General features: G+C 60.3%; 18 protein-coding genes. 3 read left to right on the forward strand and 15 right to left on the reverse strand.

The window, feature by feature from the left end; all coding sequences use genetic code 11:
- The first annotated feature begins 622 nt into the window (after positions 1-622).
- Complete coding sequence (locus tag BMY90_RS03895; RefSeq protein WP_092701841.1) at positions 623-1,342, forward strand: HAD family hydrolase; 720 nt, start codon at positions 623-625, stop codon at positions 1,340-1,342.
- A 152-nt stretch (positions 1,343-1,494) separates the two neighbouring features.
- Here the strand turns inward: BMY90_RS03895 and BMY90_RS03900 are convergent, their stop codons facing one another.
- Positions 1,495-1,779 carry a hypothetical protein gene (locus tag BMY90_RS03900; RefSeq protein ID WP_092701843.1) on the reverse strand — a complete coding sequence of 95 codons (285 nt, stop codon included), beginning with the start codon at positions 1,777-1,779 and terminating at the stop codon, positions 1,495-1,497.
- A gap of 66 nt (positions 1,780-1,845) precedes the next feature.
- On the opposite strand from BMY90_RS03900, the gene BMY90_RS03905 reads away from it, so the two are divergent.
- Positions 1,846-2,034, forward strand: a complete 189-nt coding sequence (locus BMY90_RS03905) for a CPXCG motif-containing cysteine-rich protein (RefSeq protein WP_008213076.1) — start codon at positions 1,846-1,848, stop codon at positions 2,032-2,034.
- Between the two features lie 140 nt (positions 2,035-2,174).
- On the opposite strand, the gene pncA is transcribed toward BMY90_RS03905, so the two are convergent.
- On the reverse strand, positions 2,175-2,825 hold the full coding sequence (gene pncA / locus BMY90_RS03910; protein WP_092701845.1) for a bifunctional nicotinamidase/pyrazinamidase: 651 nt from the start codon (positions 2,823-2,825) through the stop codon (positions 2,175-2,177).
- A 125-nt stretch (positions 2,826-2,950) separates the two neighbouring features.
- Between pncA and BMY90_RS03915 the strand changes: the two genes are divergently transcribed.
- Positions 2,951-3,340 carry a hypothetical protein gene (locus BMY90_RS03915; RefSeq protein WP_008213069.1) on the forward strand — a complete coding sequence of 130 codons (390 nt, stop codon included), beginning with the start codon at positions 2,951-2,953 and terminating at the stop codon, positions 3,338-3,340.
- Positions 3,341-3,394: 54 nt separating this feature from the next.
- Here BMY90_RS03915 and BMY90_RS03920 read toward each other — a convergent pair whose 3' ends face one another.
- The 13 genes from BMY90_RS03920 to BMY90_RS03970 all read right to left on the reverse strand — a co-directional run bounded on the left by BMY90_RS03920 (position 3,395) and on the right by BMY90_RS03970 (position 13,297).
- A complete protein-coding gene (locus BMY90_RS03920) occupies positions 3,395-3,775 on the reverse strand; it encodes a VOC family protein (RefSeq protein ID WP_092701846.1) in 381 nt (126 codons plus the stop codon).
- Positions 3,776-3,920: 145 nt separating this feature from the next.
- A complete protein-coding gene (locus BMY90_RS03925) occupies positions 3,921-4,322 on the reverse strand; it encodes a GFA family protein (protein WP_092701848.1) in 402 nt (133 codons plus the stop codon).
- A 119-nt stretch (positions 4,323-4,441) separates the two neighbouring features.
- Positions 4,442-4,768: a nucleoside triphosphate pyrophosphohydrolase family protein gene (locus BMY90_RS03930; protein ID WP_092701850.1), complete on the reverse strand. Its 327-nt coding sequence runs from the start codon at positions 4,766-4,768 to the stop codon at positions 4,442-4,444.
- A gap of 43 nt (positions 4,769-4,811) precedes the next feature.
- Positions 4,812-5,186, reverse strand: a complete 375-nt coding sequence (locus BMY90_RS03935; protein ID WP_092701852.1) for a trypco2 family protein — start codon at positions 5,184-5,186, stop codon at positions 4,812-4,814.
- A gap of 1,170 nt (positions 5,187-6,356) precedes the next feature.
- Positions 6,357-6,980, reverse strand: a complete 624-nt coding sequence (locus BMY90_RS16985) for a hypothetical protein (protein ID WP_139201681.1) — start codon at positions 6,978-6,980, stop codon at positions 6,357-6,359.
- A 65-nt stretch (positions 6,981-7,045) separates the two neighbouring features.
- A complete protein-coding gene (locus BMY90_RS03945; protein ID WP_092701856.1) occupies positions 7,046-7,366 on the reverse strand; it encodes a DUF2004 domain-containing protein in 321 nt (106 codons plus the stop codon).
- A 66-nt stretch (positions 7,367-7,432) separates the two neighbouring features.
- Positions 7,433-7,810 carry a hypothetical protein gene (locus BMY90_RS16990; RefSeq protein WP_139201682.1) on the reverse strand — a complete coding sequence of 126 codons (378 nt, stop codon included), beginning with the start codon at positions 7,808-7,810 and terminating at the stop codon, positions 7,433-7,435.
- Between the two features lie 66 nt (positions 7,811-7,876).
- Entirely contained in the window at positions 7,877-8,122 is a 246-nt protein-coding gene (locus BMY90_RS03950) for an Imm32 family immunity protein (protein ID WP_092701858.1), read from the reverse strand.
- A 388-nt stretch (positions 8,123-8,510) separates the two neighbouring features.
- Positions 8,511-9,026: a hypothetical protein gene (locus tag BMY90_RS16995; RefSeq protein ID WP_139201683.1), complete on the reverse strand. Its 516-nt coding sequence runs from the start codon at positions 9,024-9,026 to the stop codon at positions 8,511-8,513.
- 78 nt (positions 9,027-9,104) lie between these two features.
- Positions 9,105-9,518, reverse strand: a complete 414-nt coding sequence (locus tag BMY90_RS03955) for a hypothetical protein (protein ID WP_139201684.1) — start codon at positions 9,516-9,518, stop codon at positions 9,105-9,107.
- 304 nt (positions 9,519-9,822) lie between these two features.
- A complete protein-coding gene (gene cls, locus BMY90_RS03960) occupies positions 9,823-11,217 on the reverse strand; it encodes a cardiolipin synthase (protein WP_092701862.1) in 1,395 nt (464 codons plus the stop codon).
- A 101-nt stretch (positions 11,218-11,318) separates the two neighbouring features.
- Positions 11,319-12,686 carry an FAD/NAD(P)-binding protein gene (locus BMY90_RS03965; protein ID WP_092701864.1) on the reverse strand — a complete coding sequence of 456 codons (1,368 nt, stop codon included), beginning with the start codon at positions 12,684-12,686 and terminating at the stop codon, positions 11,319-11,321.
- Positions 12,687-12,712: 26 nt separating this feature from the next.
- Positions 12,713-13,297, reverse strand: coding sequence for a cupin domain-containing protein (locus tag BMY90_RS03970; protein ID WP_245734878.1), 585 nt, complete (start codon positions 13,295-13,297; stop codon positions 12,713-12,715).
- Positions 13,298-13,364 lie beyond the last annotated feature (67 nt).

Here is a 13,364-nt window from a genome sequence, read left to right on the forward strand (position 1 = left end):
CGCCTGCCGGCGCCCGAGTTACCTCTCTTTGCTGGCCCAAAGAGACGTAACCCAGAGAAAGGGCCTGTGGGACCCGCCGACCCTACAAGCCTGATCGGTCGAGGCTTTTTGGAATAGAGGTGGCTCTTCCTGTTACACGCGCGGCCACACCGCGCCGTCACCGATAACCGAGGGCTAGGAAGGGCAAGCTCGCGTGATTGAATTCGACGCTGCGGTGCGCGGCTCTTCCAACCCTTCGAGAAGCGGCGCGCGGCGGAGGATCAGGCCCGCAGGGTGGTCGGCATGGATGCCGGCCAGTTCGACGCCAGGGCAGGAGCCCTGTCGGCGAACCCCCGTAGCCGGGCGCGGACCCGCCGGCTCGCAGAGCCGGTGGGCGCGAACGCAGGGTGCCCCTCTCTTGGGTTACTTTCTCTCGGGCAAGCGAGAGAAAGTGACTCGCCCGTCGGCAGACGGGTGAAACCTCCGACACCCTAGGTGGCGGCACGCAACTCCAACACTCCAGTTAAACCGGTACGACCATCGAAAACAAGTTGTAGGGCAACAGAAATCCGGCAACGCGTGCGAAGCACCCACACTCTCCCTTGCGGTACGCTGGCACGCCCATCGCAACGACGCACCCTGCATGCTCCGACTGATCGGTTTCGACGGTGACGACACGCTGTGGCACAGCGAGGATTACTACCGACAGGCGAATGACAGTTTCGCCGCCATCGTCGGCCGCTACGTGGACCTGGCCGATGCCGAGGTGCACGCGACGATGCTGGCCACCGAGCGGCGCAATCTCGCGTTGTTCGGCTATGGCGCCAAGGGCATGACGTTGTCGATGGTGGAAACTGCCATCGCGATCACCGACGGGCGCATTGCCGTGGCGGACATCCATCGACTGGTGGAGCTGGGCAAGAGCGTGTTGCAGCATCCGGTGGAATTGCTGCCGGGTATCCGCGAAGCGGTGACGGCGGTGGCGGCGGAGTATCCGGTGGTGCTGATCACCAAGGGCGATTTGTTTCACCAGGAGAAGAAGGTGGAACAGTCGGGGCTGGCCGAGTTGTTCGGTCGCATCGAGATCGTCTCGGAGAAGAACCCGGCCACCTATCGCCGCGTGCTGGCCGAGTTCGAGCTGCCGCCGGAACAATTCGCGATGGTCGGCAATTCGTTGCGTTCGGATATCGAGCCGGTGCTGCGCCTGGGCGGCTGGGGCGTGCACATGCCGTACCACGTAACCTGGTCGCACGAGCTCGACCACGGGCTGGGCGCGGACGATGCGCAGCGCATGCTGACCGTGGATGCGCCGGTCGGCATCGTCGCGGCAGTGGCCGAACTGGCCGCGCGGGCGCAGGGCTGAGCGCCTTTCACGTCTTTCCGTACGAACGCACAGGAACAGTATGTAGGAGCTCGCTCGCGAGCGAGCTCCTACCAGGCGAGAGGCTGGACGAGATTTTGGGCAGGCCTTGAGATATCTGCCCATGACCTCCGGGCGCTTCGCGTTGCCAGGAGTCAGTCCTGCGCGGAGGGTTCCTGCGTGACGTCGTCGGCGAAGCCGGTGTAGTTGTCGGGGAACACCGGTGTGCCATCCTCTTCCAGCGAAAGCATCGCAGCCAGGGTGGTCGCGGCTGCTTCCTCGGCCACTTCCTGCTGGCGGAAACTGCGGTTTTCGCAGATCGCGTAGTACACCGGGAAGCCGTGACCCAGCGGGGTGACCGCCAGCCAGGCGGTGTAGCGCGAGCCTTCCAGGCTGGCGCCGGAACGGACGCAGTAGTGATCGAACGTGCGCTCTGCCATGACAATCCATCCACGTGGGGAAGGCGAGTATAACGTCGCCACTTCCCCCGCTGCCGGAGCGTCCCCATGCTCACCCCCGTCGACATCGACTGCCCCTACTGCGGCGAGCGCATCGAGATCCTGCTTGATACCTCGGCTGGCGATCAGAATTACATCGAGGATTGCCAGGTCTGCTGCCGCCCGATCACGGTCCATGTGTCGATCGACGACGAGGGCGAAGCGCAAGCTTGGGTTTCTGGCGAAAACGAGGCTTGATGCGGTGGGGCGCCGCGCATAACTCGCTTCCGTAGGAGCGCACCCTGTGCGCGAACGCTTTTGGCCATGTATCGCGAAAGAATTTTCGCGCACAGGGTGCGCTCCTACGCGGTCTCGGTGAGGTTATTGGAGGTTGGCCGTTACGCCTGCAGCCCCGCCGACTCCACGATGCCGATACCCGCCTCACTCAGGCTGGCGCGCAAGGCCTCATCGCCACCCGGCGCAACCGGACGGGTGAGATCCCACAGCAGCTGCGCGCGGAAGCCTGACGCGACCGCATCCTGTGCCGTCCACAACACGCACACGTCACGCGCCAGGCCGCACACGTAAACCTCGTCCACGCCGCGTTCGCGCAGCCAGCCGGCCAGTCCGGTCACCGGGCGCGTGCCCTGTGGGTCGTGGTTTTCGCGAAAGGCACTGTACGAATCCACCTGCGGATCGCTGCCCTTACGCAGGATCAGGTCGGCTGCCGTCCAGTCAATCGCCGGATGCAATGCGGCGCCCGGCGTGCCCTGCACGCAATGGTCGGGCCACAAAGTTTGCGGATGACCGTGCAGCTCGATCTGCTGGAACGGCGCGGTGCCGGCGTGGACGCTGGCGAAAGACGCGTGGCCGCGCGGGTGCCAGTCCTGCGTCGCCACCACATGGCGAAACAGGCGACGGCGCAGCAACTGGTCGATACCCGGCACGAGCGCATCGCCCTCATGGCAAGCCAGCGTGCCGCCGGGCATGAAGTCCGGTTGCACGTCGACGACGATCAGCGCGGCATGTTCGTGGATGGTGTGGGGCATGGGAAGAGGGTGGCCATCAAGGGGCAGGGAGGCCCGCCGGAATGGCGGCTCGGTGGACTCCAGTCCGGCAGCACCCTAGTCTAGCGGTCAGGCGGATGTCGCCGGAACATGGGGAGCGACAGACGATGGAATACAACCAGTCCTGGATGGCCATCGGCCTGATGGGCGGGCTCGAAGCCGGGGCGATCAGCCTGGCGGCCGGATTCCTGCTCTACCTGATCCTGCACCTGGCCAATCGTTACCTTGCATGGAGCGAAGGCCTGCGCATCGGCTGGTCCTACTTCATCGCCATCGTGCTCACCGCCAGCGGCGACCTGTGGAACCTGTTCTACTTCAACTACAGCTCGGGCCTGCAATCGCTGCAATTGCTCCGCGCCAAGCTCGCTGCCGTGCACGACCCCGACCATATCGGCATGCGCGTGCTGTTCGAATTCCTCGGTGCCGCCATTGGCGTGTATGTGGCCTGGGCGTTGTTGAGTGGAGATTGGAAGCGGCGGCTCACCCGGCGGGGTTGAAGGCCGCAGGCCATCGTCAACGCGCCGCGTCACGGGATGATGTGCCGGCAAGTTTCAACTGCCTGGCAGCGGCTCCCAAAGCTCGACCTTGTTGCCTTCCGGGTCGAGCACCCAGCCGAACTTGCCGTATTCCGACTCTTCAGGTCCGCCAAGCACGTTGCAACCATTGGATCGCAGCGACTCAAGCAGGCTGGCCAGATCATCGACGCGATAGTTCACCATGAACGGTGCCGCGCTGGGTTCAAAGCACGCTGTGTCTGCGCCGGCAAGGTTCCACGCGATGGTGCCGGTGGGTTGCTCGGCTGTGCCCCAGCGAAGCGTCGCACCACCCCACGGCTGCACATCGAGCCCGAGGTGCTGCGCATACCATTGGCCCAGCGCCTTCGGATCCTGCGCCTTGAAGAAGATGCCGCCGATACCCGTGATGCGTGCCATGAGATACCTCGTTGGGCTGGGGTGCTGACGATTGGGGCCATTGGCGCGCAGCTTTTCGCGCGGCCGCTCGGATGAGTGAAAAGAAACAAAAGAGGCAAGGTTTGCCTACCTGCAAAAGCAAGTGAACCTGATCCCTCGATTTCGCTTACGCAATATGTTCGATGTCGGAAGGCATGGAAACCCAAGAATGCATTCGCTCTTCGTAGACCGACAGGGTGGGGCCTGGAAACTGCGGGTCGGCAAATGCGCCGACGGGAATGGCGACATAGCCCTCCATGGCGTCTGATGTGTAGTAGACGGTGGATCCGCAGACGGGGCAGAAATGAAAGGTCGCTTTGGACCCTTCGTCCCCAGCGCGAACGTATTCGCTGCTCTTTCCGCTGATCGTGATCGAGGCCGACGAGAATCGCGCCACGACGCCAAAGACGCTTCCGGTTCGTTGCTGACACGCCAGGCAGTGACAAACGCTAACCCGGATCGGATCAGCGGTCGCCTGTGCCTTGAGCTGACCGCAACTACATGAAGCGCTATGGATGATCTTGTTCATTGCCGGACCCAGCATGCGTTCTGACCAGCGAACCACGGCGCCGTCTCATGTCGCAAGACTTCACCGGCGCCAGGCATCTGGATTGCGCGGTGGCGTAGCCGTCCGCCTCGAATGAATTGTCACGTAGCCAACTGGCTGGATACATGCTCCATCAATTCGCGGGTGTTCCTGGAGTACTCCGCCTCCAAGTCAATGCCACACTTGTTCGCAAGAACCATGATGGACCAGAGGCAGTCTGACAACTCATGCCCAAGCTTCGCCTTGCAGTCGTCAATTTTCCGAACGCCCGCATCCGCCTGAATCAGTTTCGCAAGATCACCAACGTCGCCTACGAAACCAAGCGCAAGCTCCTCCGTGGTCCAGGCGCGCCCATACATCTTGATTTCAAGCTCTTCGTAGAGCTTATTGAGTTTCAGGGCAGTTTTTTCCAGATCAGCAAAATTCATGTTGATTCCGCGTGGCGCTGGAATTGTCCGGTTGACCGTATAGTTAGAACTTTCGCGATGCCGGCAACACCATTGGAACAGAAAACTGTATGCGTGACTGGGAGGAACTGGAAGTATCGCTTTTGCCTTGACCCCCGAGGCCGATGCTGCCCACCAAGATGCCAATACCACCTTTAGTCTCGGTGCCAGTTGTCGCGACTACCGCTACGTCGAAGTCTACGCGTTGTACCGCAAGCCTTACGCTCTCCGGCCGGTCGTTGGTGAGATACCCATAAACCTTCGCATCGCTTGATCCGCCAGTGCCAACGACGTTTGCCGGGTTTACGATAGCGGTTGAATCTTTGAGCTCTGCACTCGCGTCGTCGATGCCTTGTGCGATCTGCACAAGTGCCTCCCTAATGAAATTTCTCAAATCCATGAAGCCCTCCCCGAAAGTTCTAACGCCTGAGCTCAGCCGCAGCCAGACCGCGTAGCGGGCTGGCTGTCGGCTGCAGCGAACTGTTATGCCCCATCCGGCATATCCTCAATGTACTTTTTGGTAAGCATAAAGTTTTCGACCCAATTTTGAGTTAGATGAACAAGCAAGGTAAGGTCCGACACGTCCTTGTCCGACCATTTTCGGACATAGTGCGTTTCATCATTGCCTAGCCATGCAGCGCGCTTTGCGCACTGAAGTACATTTTGATCAGTTATGTAACTATCTATGCACTTGCCGAGCCTCATGCCCTCAATTTTCTCAGCATCACTTGGGTGCTCACTCTTTGAGAAGTCTTTTACGAGAAACTCAAGTGCCTTACGTAAGCCGATACCAACAAGCTGCTTTAACGCGTCAGCCTTTGCAGATTCAACCTGTTCGTATATTTCGCAGAACGTGGGCGATACTTTCTTGATTGATTCCGGAAAGCTGCCGTGAACTACAGTACGGGGCCCAGTGGATGTGAGCCGGTATGCGTCGCGGTGATTGAAACCCCGACGATACGTGGCCACAAATGGACGCAGACACCTTCGGCTTGTACAAAGTAAGGTCAAATAGACCTCGTCCTGGCCTTCAGATACGTGTTGGCTTATGAGCTTCGGATGTACGGCCGTGTGACATTGCGGACACCGGTCAGGTAGACCACTGACCTGGAAATATACCTCCTCACCTTCGAGCGTTTTTGTAGACAAGTTCATCACGACAAACTATCCATATGGGGCATAACGCTAGAGTTAAGCGGCGCGCGGTACGCGCGTCCGCTTGAATGAGAAGTTAGGCGCGCCCACTGTGACGCCTGCCAATGCGCACAATGCGATAGAGCTTGACCAGGCTAGCTTCGAGCACGAGGGCCACTGTGAGGGCTGCAATGAGACACGCCAACCACAGCGTGCCCATGAGAAGCTGGTACGACCACGTTTGGGCATACAAGTCTCCGTAAGGTGGGCCGGCAAGGAATGCAGCCGTGCGTAGGTAGTACCAAGGAAGAAACCAGGCGAGTAAAGCACCTAGCTGTAGCACGCATGCTTTTTTGAACCATCCTTTGCCAAGAAACATACCTTGCGCCTAACGCTGGAGTTAAGCGGCGGCGGAGCCGTCCGCTTGGACGAATTGTTATGCCCCTTCCTCTGGCGGGGACGATTTGAACCCTGCAAGCTTTTTAATACAAGCATGGGCATCACATAGCCACTGGGCGAGGTCCGACCACAGTATGACGTGATTGGAGATCGAGAGGCCATGCTCTAGCGGCATGAGTGAAACGCTAGTCCCTTGAGGCAGTTGCCCTCGTAGCGCAGCGCCCTCCAAGTGAGCTAGGGTGTGCCGCAATTGTGTGATTTGGTGCTCTACGGACTGGTTCAAAAAGCTCAAGTCACGCGGAATTATGGCTTTTAGTTCGATCTCTGCAGACTTCAGTGAGCGCAGAGCACGTGCGTGCTTGATAAACCGCTCAAAATGCCAGATGCAACTTTCAAAGTGAGTTGTTGCTTGGGCGATATAGCTGATGCCGAACTGATCTGGCGCACAACTATGGAACCCTAATATGGCTTGGCGGCCAAGCCCATACTCCTGTATTGCTGCATCGTGTAAACGAACGGCGTTGACAAACAATGCATGCGTAACTGCATCTGATGACCCGCCACCCACAAAAAAACGCAAAAGCGCTGCCCACTCTGTCTGCGCACGCAGTGAGGACAGGTCAGGAATATCTGATGGAGGAATAATGGTGTCTTGGGGCATAACGCTTGAGTTGAGCGGCGGCGAAGCCGTCCGCCTCGAACGAACTGTTAGACAGATACAATCGCTCAGCTTTCCATGGATATTTCATCAATGTTGCCGCTCTCGTCAAAGTGCACAGAAACCATGTAGTCCGTCACGTCACCGGGGAGTGTGAAATCGAAATTTTCAATCTCGCCATCCCCCCACGAAGAGTTGAGCTCCAGAAGATTAATGACGGCCGAAGCTTCTGGAGACTCTGAGCCGAGATGTTGTGCCCAGTAGCTCTGCGGCAGTTCTGCTAGGTGATGCTCAACAAACAGATTGACGCTGTCTTCGCCAGCCTCCGTGCCGAAAACCTTCTTGATTGCGTCTAGTGCTAGCTTTTCCCGCTCTTTGACGATCGACATGATTTTCCCTTTTCCGTCTAACGCTTGAGTTAAGCGGCGGCGAAGCCGTCCGCCTTGAACGAGTTGTTAGGCCGCACTGAAGTGCTCCTTACAACTTGGGCAGCTGTGACTGCCAAACACGTTAAATGTTGCGGACGTCTTTGCTAGACGAATTAGTTTGCCAGCCGTGTCGTAGCAGCCGGGGCAAAAAGGCCCCTCGCCGTCAGACTTGAAATATGCAAAGCCCTTGAAGCTGACTGAGGAGCTATCTTTTTGGTCAAGCTTGCGCTTCAGTTGATCGTTTTCTTCGAGGAGACCCGCCACCTGAATTTTGAGGTTGGCCAGCTCGATGCTCAGGTCAGCTAGGGCATTGTTGAACTCGGCATTTGCAATGTTTTTATTGATCTCGCGGAGACGAGTAACTAATTGAATTGCTGTGGTTGCTGTGCTTATCAGATCGGTCACAAACCCTCCTTTGAGGCCTAACGCCTGAGTTAAGCGGCGGCGAAGCCGTCCGCCTTGAACGACTGGTTAGCCGGCTTGCGCAGACTCACCTACCGCGACAATAAAGGCCGGTGATTTTTCGAACTGACGTAACATGTCCGATAGATGCATGTGGTTAAAGCTTGCACCCGTGTGCTCCATGCTATCCGCCGCATGGAGCATAAAGCCAGCGATTTCCCTGAGCTCTGCGGGACTGGCCAACAGCGTCGCCTCGGAGAGCTCTGAGGGAGCCTGCTGCTCCGAGGCTGATGCTAGGTAACCAAAAAGCTTCATGCCAGTAAATATCCGATGAGGCTAACGCTGGAGTTAAGCGGCGGCGTAGCCGTCCGCTTGGACGAGATGTTAGACGTCAGCCGCCCAGAACATGGCCTCGTGATGGACTCTTAGAACACGAGCCTCCAGCCGACGTTACGGAACCGCGATAGATGCACTTGTTTGCGGCCGCGTAAACTACATGGCCCTTGGATGGACTTTTGTAGCATGAGCCGCCTGCATTCGTGGTAGATCCGCAGTAAATACACTTTCCAGCGATGTATACAACATGGCCACCTGAAGGGCTTTTGCTACAAGATCCGCCAGCGTTTGTGGTGGATCCGCAATATCGACACTTTGCCATTACTTTTTCTCCATGTTAGCGCAGGCCCATTTGGCTTAATGCCAACTAGATGCCAAGCGACAGCCTAAGCGCTTGAACCGAATCAGCGCGCCCTTGACCTTGCTCTGAGTTAAGTATGCCTGGGACATTCATTTCCCGAAGTAGTTTTGTGTCCCTGACGTTTCTAAGATCGGAGTTACGTGAAATTGCCGAACCAATCAAAAGCTTTTCTAGCATGCGAATGTCTCTATATCCATTCTTGGAAGGGTGCGCGAATTTGCCGCCCGGGGTCCGCTTGGCTAGAAAGAATAGATAAGGAATGCCGAAAACTTCGTTAAGCGCCGCATCGTACTGTGCGATTTTATGCACGGAAAAGCATTCTTTCCGAAACGATTGTTTTTCCGCGAGGCCCACGTACCACGCACGCTTTCGTATAGAAAGGACATAGCATCCACAAGCATACGAAAGCCCTTCCTCTTTCGCTTCGAGCTCACCCCATAACTGCTTTTTGTCTTGGCGATCTCGCGAAACGATGTTTCCGTTGCGCCTGATCTCAAACGGGCCGTAAACCGAGTACCTCATACTTTCCCCCTGACGTCTAACGCTTGAGGTAACCGGCGCGAGCCCGCGTAGCGGGTGAGCGTCCGGTTGACCGAACTGTTAGGCACGGGTGCCACGTTTGCTGTAAATAAGAAGCAGCAGAACGATGATAACCGCCGCCCAACTTGGGATAGTGGCGAACCAGCCGAACGTTTGATACAACAGCCAGCCGATAAGGGCTACGGCCACAAGGACGAACGGGAGTGCCAAAAGCCACTTGATCGCCGTAGCCAAGTGGCGCGCGGCCCCGATAAGACGGTTGTCCTTGGTGAGCTCAATGGCTGACCACAATGCAAGAAATGGGAAAAGCACCGCACCGCCTGCGATGAGCCACCCCCTCCAGTGCTCAAGCGTGACAACACCAGAGAACAATGCCCAAATTTCGAGCGCGGAGAACGCAATAAAAAGGATGAGGACGCCCCACTTACCAGCAAGGGTTTGGTCAAATGCTTGGGCCTCTCGAACCTCGTTCATAGTCTCCATCCCCGTGCCTAACGCTTAGTAGACCCCACATCGGGGCATATGCAACCCATGCTCCAACCCCGAGGTGTTGCCGTCAAGGGCGGTAAGTTCCTTTCAGGACAACCACTTCCATGAGGGGCTGGGCGTGCGGGCTGGGGAGATGGCCGGATTGCATATCGCGTCAAACGAGCTGGCTGGGGTTTTATCCCTCAAAAACGTGGATACGCATTCTGTTCGTGATGCGGCGCTTTGGCTCGGGCTTGAGCTGCGGGATGGATTGGCTGGCTGCGTAGAGTGCATTGCGCGGGGTGCGTATTCACAGCACCGGGTCGAACAGCCTCGCTATGTGCATCGCCAGTCGGCGCCGCCATGGTGCGTGCTCGTATTCGGTTTTGTCGATTTCGATGGCATGTTCGAAGTCGTTGCGCAGCATGGTTTCCACGTCGCCGGCGAAGGCGCGGTCCACGTTGAGCGCGGCGATTTCGAAGTTGAGGCGGAACGAGCGGCTGTCCAGGTTCATGCTGCCGATGGCGGCGGTGTCGTCGTCCACCAGCAGCACTTTCTGGTGCATGAAGCCGGGTTGGTGGCGGAACACGCGGATGCCGGTGCGCAGTGCGTTGTAGGCGTGCAGGGTGGATGACAGGAATACGGTGCGATGGTCGGGACGCGAAGGGATCATCACGCGTACGTCGACGCCGCGCAGCACGGCCAGTTGCAGGGCCGCGGTCACGGCGTGGTCGGGCACGAAATAGGGCGTGGTCAGCCACAGTCGTCGCTGCGCGGCGTGAATGACGGTGACGAAGAACAGCGAGCAGCTTTCCTGCAGGTCGGCCGGTCCGGTGGCGACGATCAACGTGTGCGCGGTGCCTTGGCCGGGTGGCGGCGATCGCCGGGGCGGCAGGGTGCCGGTGACCCAGTGCCAGTCTTCGGCGAAGCTGCGTTGCAGGTCGGCCACGGCTTGGCCGCGCACGGCGAGATGGGTGTCGCGCCATGGCGCCAGCGGCGGTGCCAGGCCCAGGTATTCGTCGCCCACGTTGAGTCCGCCGACGAAGCCTTGCGCGCCATCCACCACCACGATTTTCCGATGGTTGCGGAAGTTGAGCTGGAAACGGGTGTGCCGGCGCTGCGTGGCGAAGGGGTGGATAGTGACGCCGCCGGCGCGCAGGGTGTCCACGTAGTGGCGTGGCAGGGCGTGGCTGCCGATGCCGTCGTACAGCACGCAGACGTCGATGCCGGCCGCGGCGCGTTCGAGCAACGCCTGTTGCATGCGCCGGCCCAGGCCGTCGTCGTGGAAGATGAAGAACTGCACCAGCACGTAGTGCTCGGCTTGCGCGATCGCATCGAGGATTGCCGTGAAGGTGGCATCGCCATCCACCAGCAGGCGCAGTTGCTGACCCGGGTGGAACGTGGTGTGCAGCATGTTGCACAGCGCTGCGTAGCGTGCACAGGAGGGATCGTGCGAAAGCGTGACGGGTTCGCGCGCGTGGTCGAATTGCCGGCGATGGCGGCGGTGCTGGTCAACGTAGCCGTGGAAGCGACGGCGGCCGAGATAGAGGTAGGGCAGCAGGGTGAGCCATGGCAGCAGCGCCAGCCCCAGTGCCCAGGCAAATGCGCCTTGCGGCGTACGCGTGTGCATCACCGCGTGCGTGGCGGCGGCGAGGCCGGCCAGGTGCACCAGGATCAGGGCGATGGTAAGCAGCGGCAGGTTCATCGCGTGGAGCTTACCTGCATGTGGTGGCAGGGAGATGCCAGTCTGCAGTCGCGTATGTCCCCATTTTCGGCTCCTTGCGCGGGGCGGTGGCCCCGGGGTCGTTATGGAGCGAGCAGGCGGTCGGCCAGTTGGCGTGCGTGTTGGCGGATTTCCGGCATGGCGGTGGATTCCCATAGCGTGCCGCGCAGCAGGGCGCCGAGGGCGAACAGGCGTGACCACGGGCCGTCTGCGTGATGCACGCGACCATCCGGGGAGGCGATGCAGCCCAGGCCGAACGGGTCGGGCAGGATGTGGCCATTGGTCACCAACTGCCGCACCAGTCCGTGCGGGGTGTGGCGCACGTCGGTATCGAGGCCGGTGGCCTGGATCACCAGCTCGGCGTGCAGCGGTGCGATGGGTTGGCCCGCACGCTCCATGTCGAGGCGAAGCTCGTCGTCGACGTCGGCCTCGACGTTGCGGATCCGTCCGCGCATGCGTTGCAGGCGGCCGTCGCGCTCCAGCGTGGCGACGCGTGCGGCCACCTGTGGCGGCATGCGATGGCGTGCCCGTTCCCAGGTGCCGCGGGCATGGCGCAGGAAGCGACCACGTTCGTCGTCGGACAGGTCGGCCCACAGGGTGCTCAGGTGGGGGCGCAGGCCGTCGATCACGCTGCGCCAGTCGTCGTCATGGCTGCACGCTTCACGCAGCAGGTGCATCCAGGTGCGCACGGTGGGTGCATCGCGCATGGCGGCAAGCAGGACATCACCGTCTTCGGGCGGCAGGCCGATCTGTTCGCCATGGGTTCCCGGCAGCTGTCCGTGGCGCGAGATCGCGATGAATTCGGTGTCCGGCCAGCGTGCCGACAGCTCCAGCAGGAGGTCGACCGTGGTCAGGCCCAGCCCGATCAGGGCGACGCGGCGCGGTGGTGGAACATCGGTCGAGCGAGCCAGGAATGGCCAGGGTTCGACGATGTAGCGGCCGCTGGCCAATGCGGCCTGGCTGACGGCCGGATGTGGCTGTGGCGGCAGTGCGCCAAGCGCCAGCACGGCAGCGTCGACACGGGTTTCGACATCACCGTGGAGCACATTGACGCCGTCGTGCTCGGGCACCATCGCATCGACCGCGAACGGCACCACATGCACATCGTGTCCATGCGCTTTCGCCAGGGCCAGCGCGTGGGCGGTCTCTTCCTCCAAGTAGTCGCCATACAGTCGACGCGGCAGGAAATCGGTGGCGGCGATGGTGGGGTTGTTGCGCCGCGCGTACTCGAGGAAGCCGCCGGGACGATGCGCGAACATGCCCATGGAGGCGGCGCGCACGTTCAACAGATGCTGTTCGGAACGCGTGGCATAGGCCACGCCGCGGCCGGGGGTACCTGGGCCGGTGTACCAGTCCAGGTGCAGCGGCTGGGCGGTGCGTCGACCGATCAGCTCACTGAGCAGCGTAGCGCCCGCGGCGCCACCGCCGATGATGGCGATACGTCGGAACATGCAATTCCCGGTGACGGGTGGAAAGGTCAGACGCGCAGTGCGCCGTCGATACGCAGGTGCTGCGGTTGCGCACGCCAGCGCCGGCTTTGCGCATCCTGTTCGTAAGCATTGCAGTCGATCAGGTCACCGCCGTAGACATGCAGGCTGAGGGCAATGTCCTGGCGCGACAGGTTGCGACAGCGGTGCATGTTTTCCTTGCCTGCATCGAACCAGAGCGCATCACCCGGGCCGAGCCAGTCGCGGCCACGCAGTTGCCATGTGCCAGCCTCGTCCGAACGTGCCCACGACTCCACGCCCAGTGCGCCATGCAGGCTCATTTCCAGACCCCACAGGCCGGCATGGTCATGGGTTGGCGTGACATGGTTCGCCGGCCAGGACAGAAGCAGCACGCTGGCCGAGCTGTGGCCGGCGTTGCGGCGTGCCAGCAGCATGCGGCGGAAACCGTGGCGGTGCTGACGCAGTGGCGCCAGATCGTTCGCCAGACCGATCGCATCGCGATGCACCACGCTGCCCAATTCGCGGGCCAGCGAAGCGAGATCGGGATGTGGATCGCGCGCGTGTTCCAGGGCGATGTCGCGCAGGGCTTTCAGGTGATGTCGATGTCTGCGCATGTTGGCCAGCCATGGGGGAAACGGCCGCCAGTGGAGCATGCGCGCTGTTAAGCCGGCGTAAGCCAAG

It is taken from the genome of Rhodanobacter glycinis, assembly GCF_900114325.1.
GTDB classification, from domain to species: domain Bacteria; phylum Pseudomonadota; class Gammaproteobacteria; order Xanthomonadales; family Rhodanobacteraceae; genus Rhodanobacter_A; species Rhodanobacter_A glycinis.

What these genes read in the sequence shown, in the direction of transcription:
- BMY90_RS16995 (WP_139201683.1), bottom strand. Translation starts at nt 9,026, where the DNA reads ATGAGGTACTCGGTTTACGGCCCGTTTGAGATCAGGCGCAACGGAAAC.
- BMY90_RS03905 (WP_008213076.1), top strand. Translation starts at nt 1,846, where the DNA reads ATGCTCACCCCCGTCGACATCGACTGCCCCTACTGCGGCGAGCGCATC.
- BMY90_RS03950 (WP_092701858.1), bottom strand. Translation starts at nt 8,122, where the DNA reads ATGAAGCTTTTTGGTTACCTAGCATCAGCCTCGGAGCAGCAGGCTCCC.
- BMY90_RS16985 (WP_139201681.1), bottom strand. Translation starts at nt 6,980, where the DNA reads ATGCCCCAAGACACCATTATTCCTCCATCAGATATTCCTGACCTGTCC.
- BMY90_RS03925 (WP_092701848.1), bottom strand. Translation starts at nt 4,322, where the DNA reads ATGAACAAGATCATCCATAGCGCTTCATGTAGTTGCGGTCAGCTCAAG.
- BMY90_RS03935 (WP_092701852.1), bottom strand. Translation starts at nt 5,186, where the DNA reads ATGGATTTGAGAAATTTCATTAGGGAGGCACTTGTGCAGATCGCACAA.
- BMY90_RS03920 (WP_092701846.1), bottom strand. Translation starts at nt 3,775, where the DNA reads ATGGCACGCATCACGGGTATCGGCGGCATCTTCTTCAAGGCGCAGGAT.
- BMY90_RS03930 (WP_092701850.1), bottom strand. Translation starts at nt 4,768, where the DNA reads ATGAATTTTGCTGATCTGGAAAAAACTGCCCTGAAACTCAATAAGCTC.
- BMY90_RS03965 (WP_092701864.1), bottom strand. Translation starts at nt 12,686, where the DNA reads ATGTTCCGACGTATCGCCATCATCGGCGGTGGCGCCGCGGGCGCTACG.
- BMY90_RS03900 (WP_092701843.1), bottom strand. Translation starts at nt 1,779, where the DNA reads ATGGCAGAGCGCACGTTCGATCACTACTGCGTCCGTTCCGGCGCCAGC.
- BMY90_RS03970 (WP_245734878.1), bottom strand. Translation starts at nt 13,297, where the DNA reads ATGCGCAGACATCGACATCACCTGAAAGCCCTGCGCGACATCGCCCTG.
- BMY90_RS03895 (WP_092701841.1), top strand. Translation starts at nt 623, where the DNA reads ATGCTCCGACTGATCGGTTTCGACGGTGACGACACGCTGTGGCACAGC.
- cls (WP_092701862.1), bottom strand. Translation starts at nt 11,217, where the DNA reads ATGAACCTGCCGCTGCTTACCATCGCCCTGATCCTGGTGCACCTGGCC.
- BMY90_RS03915 (WP_008213069.1), top strand. Translation starts at nt 2,951, where the DNA reads ATGGAATACAACCAGTCCTGGATGGCCATCGGCCTGATGGGCGGGCTC.
- BMY90_RS03955 (WP_139201684.1), bottom strand. Translation starts at nt 9,518, where the DNA reads ATGAACGAGGTTCGAGAGGCCCAAGCATTTGACCAAACCCTTGCTGGT.
- pncA (WP_092701845.1), bottom strand. Translation starts at nt 2,825, where the DNA reads ATGCCCCACACCATCCACGAACATGCCGCGCTGATCGTCGTCGACGTG.
- BMY90_RS03945 (WP_092701856.1), bottom strand. Translation starts at nt 7,366, where the DNA reads ATGTCGATCGTCAAAGAGCGGGAAAAGCTAGCACTAGACGCAATCAAG.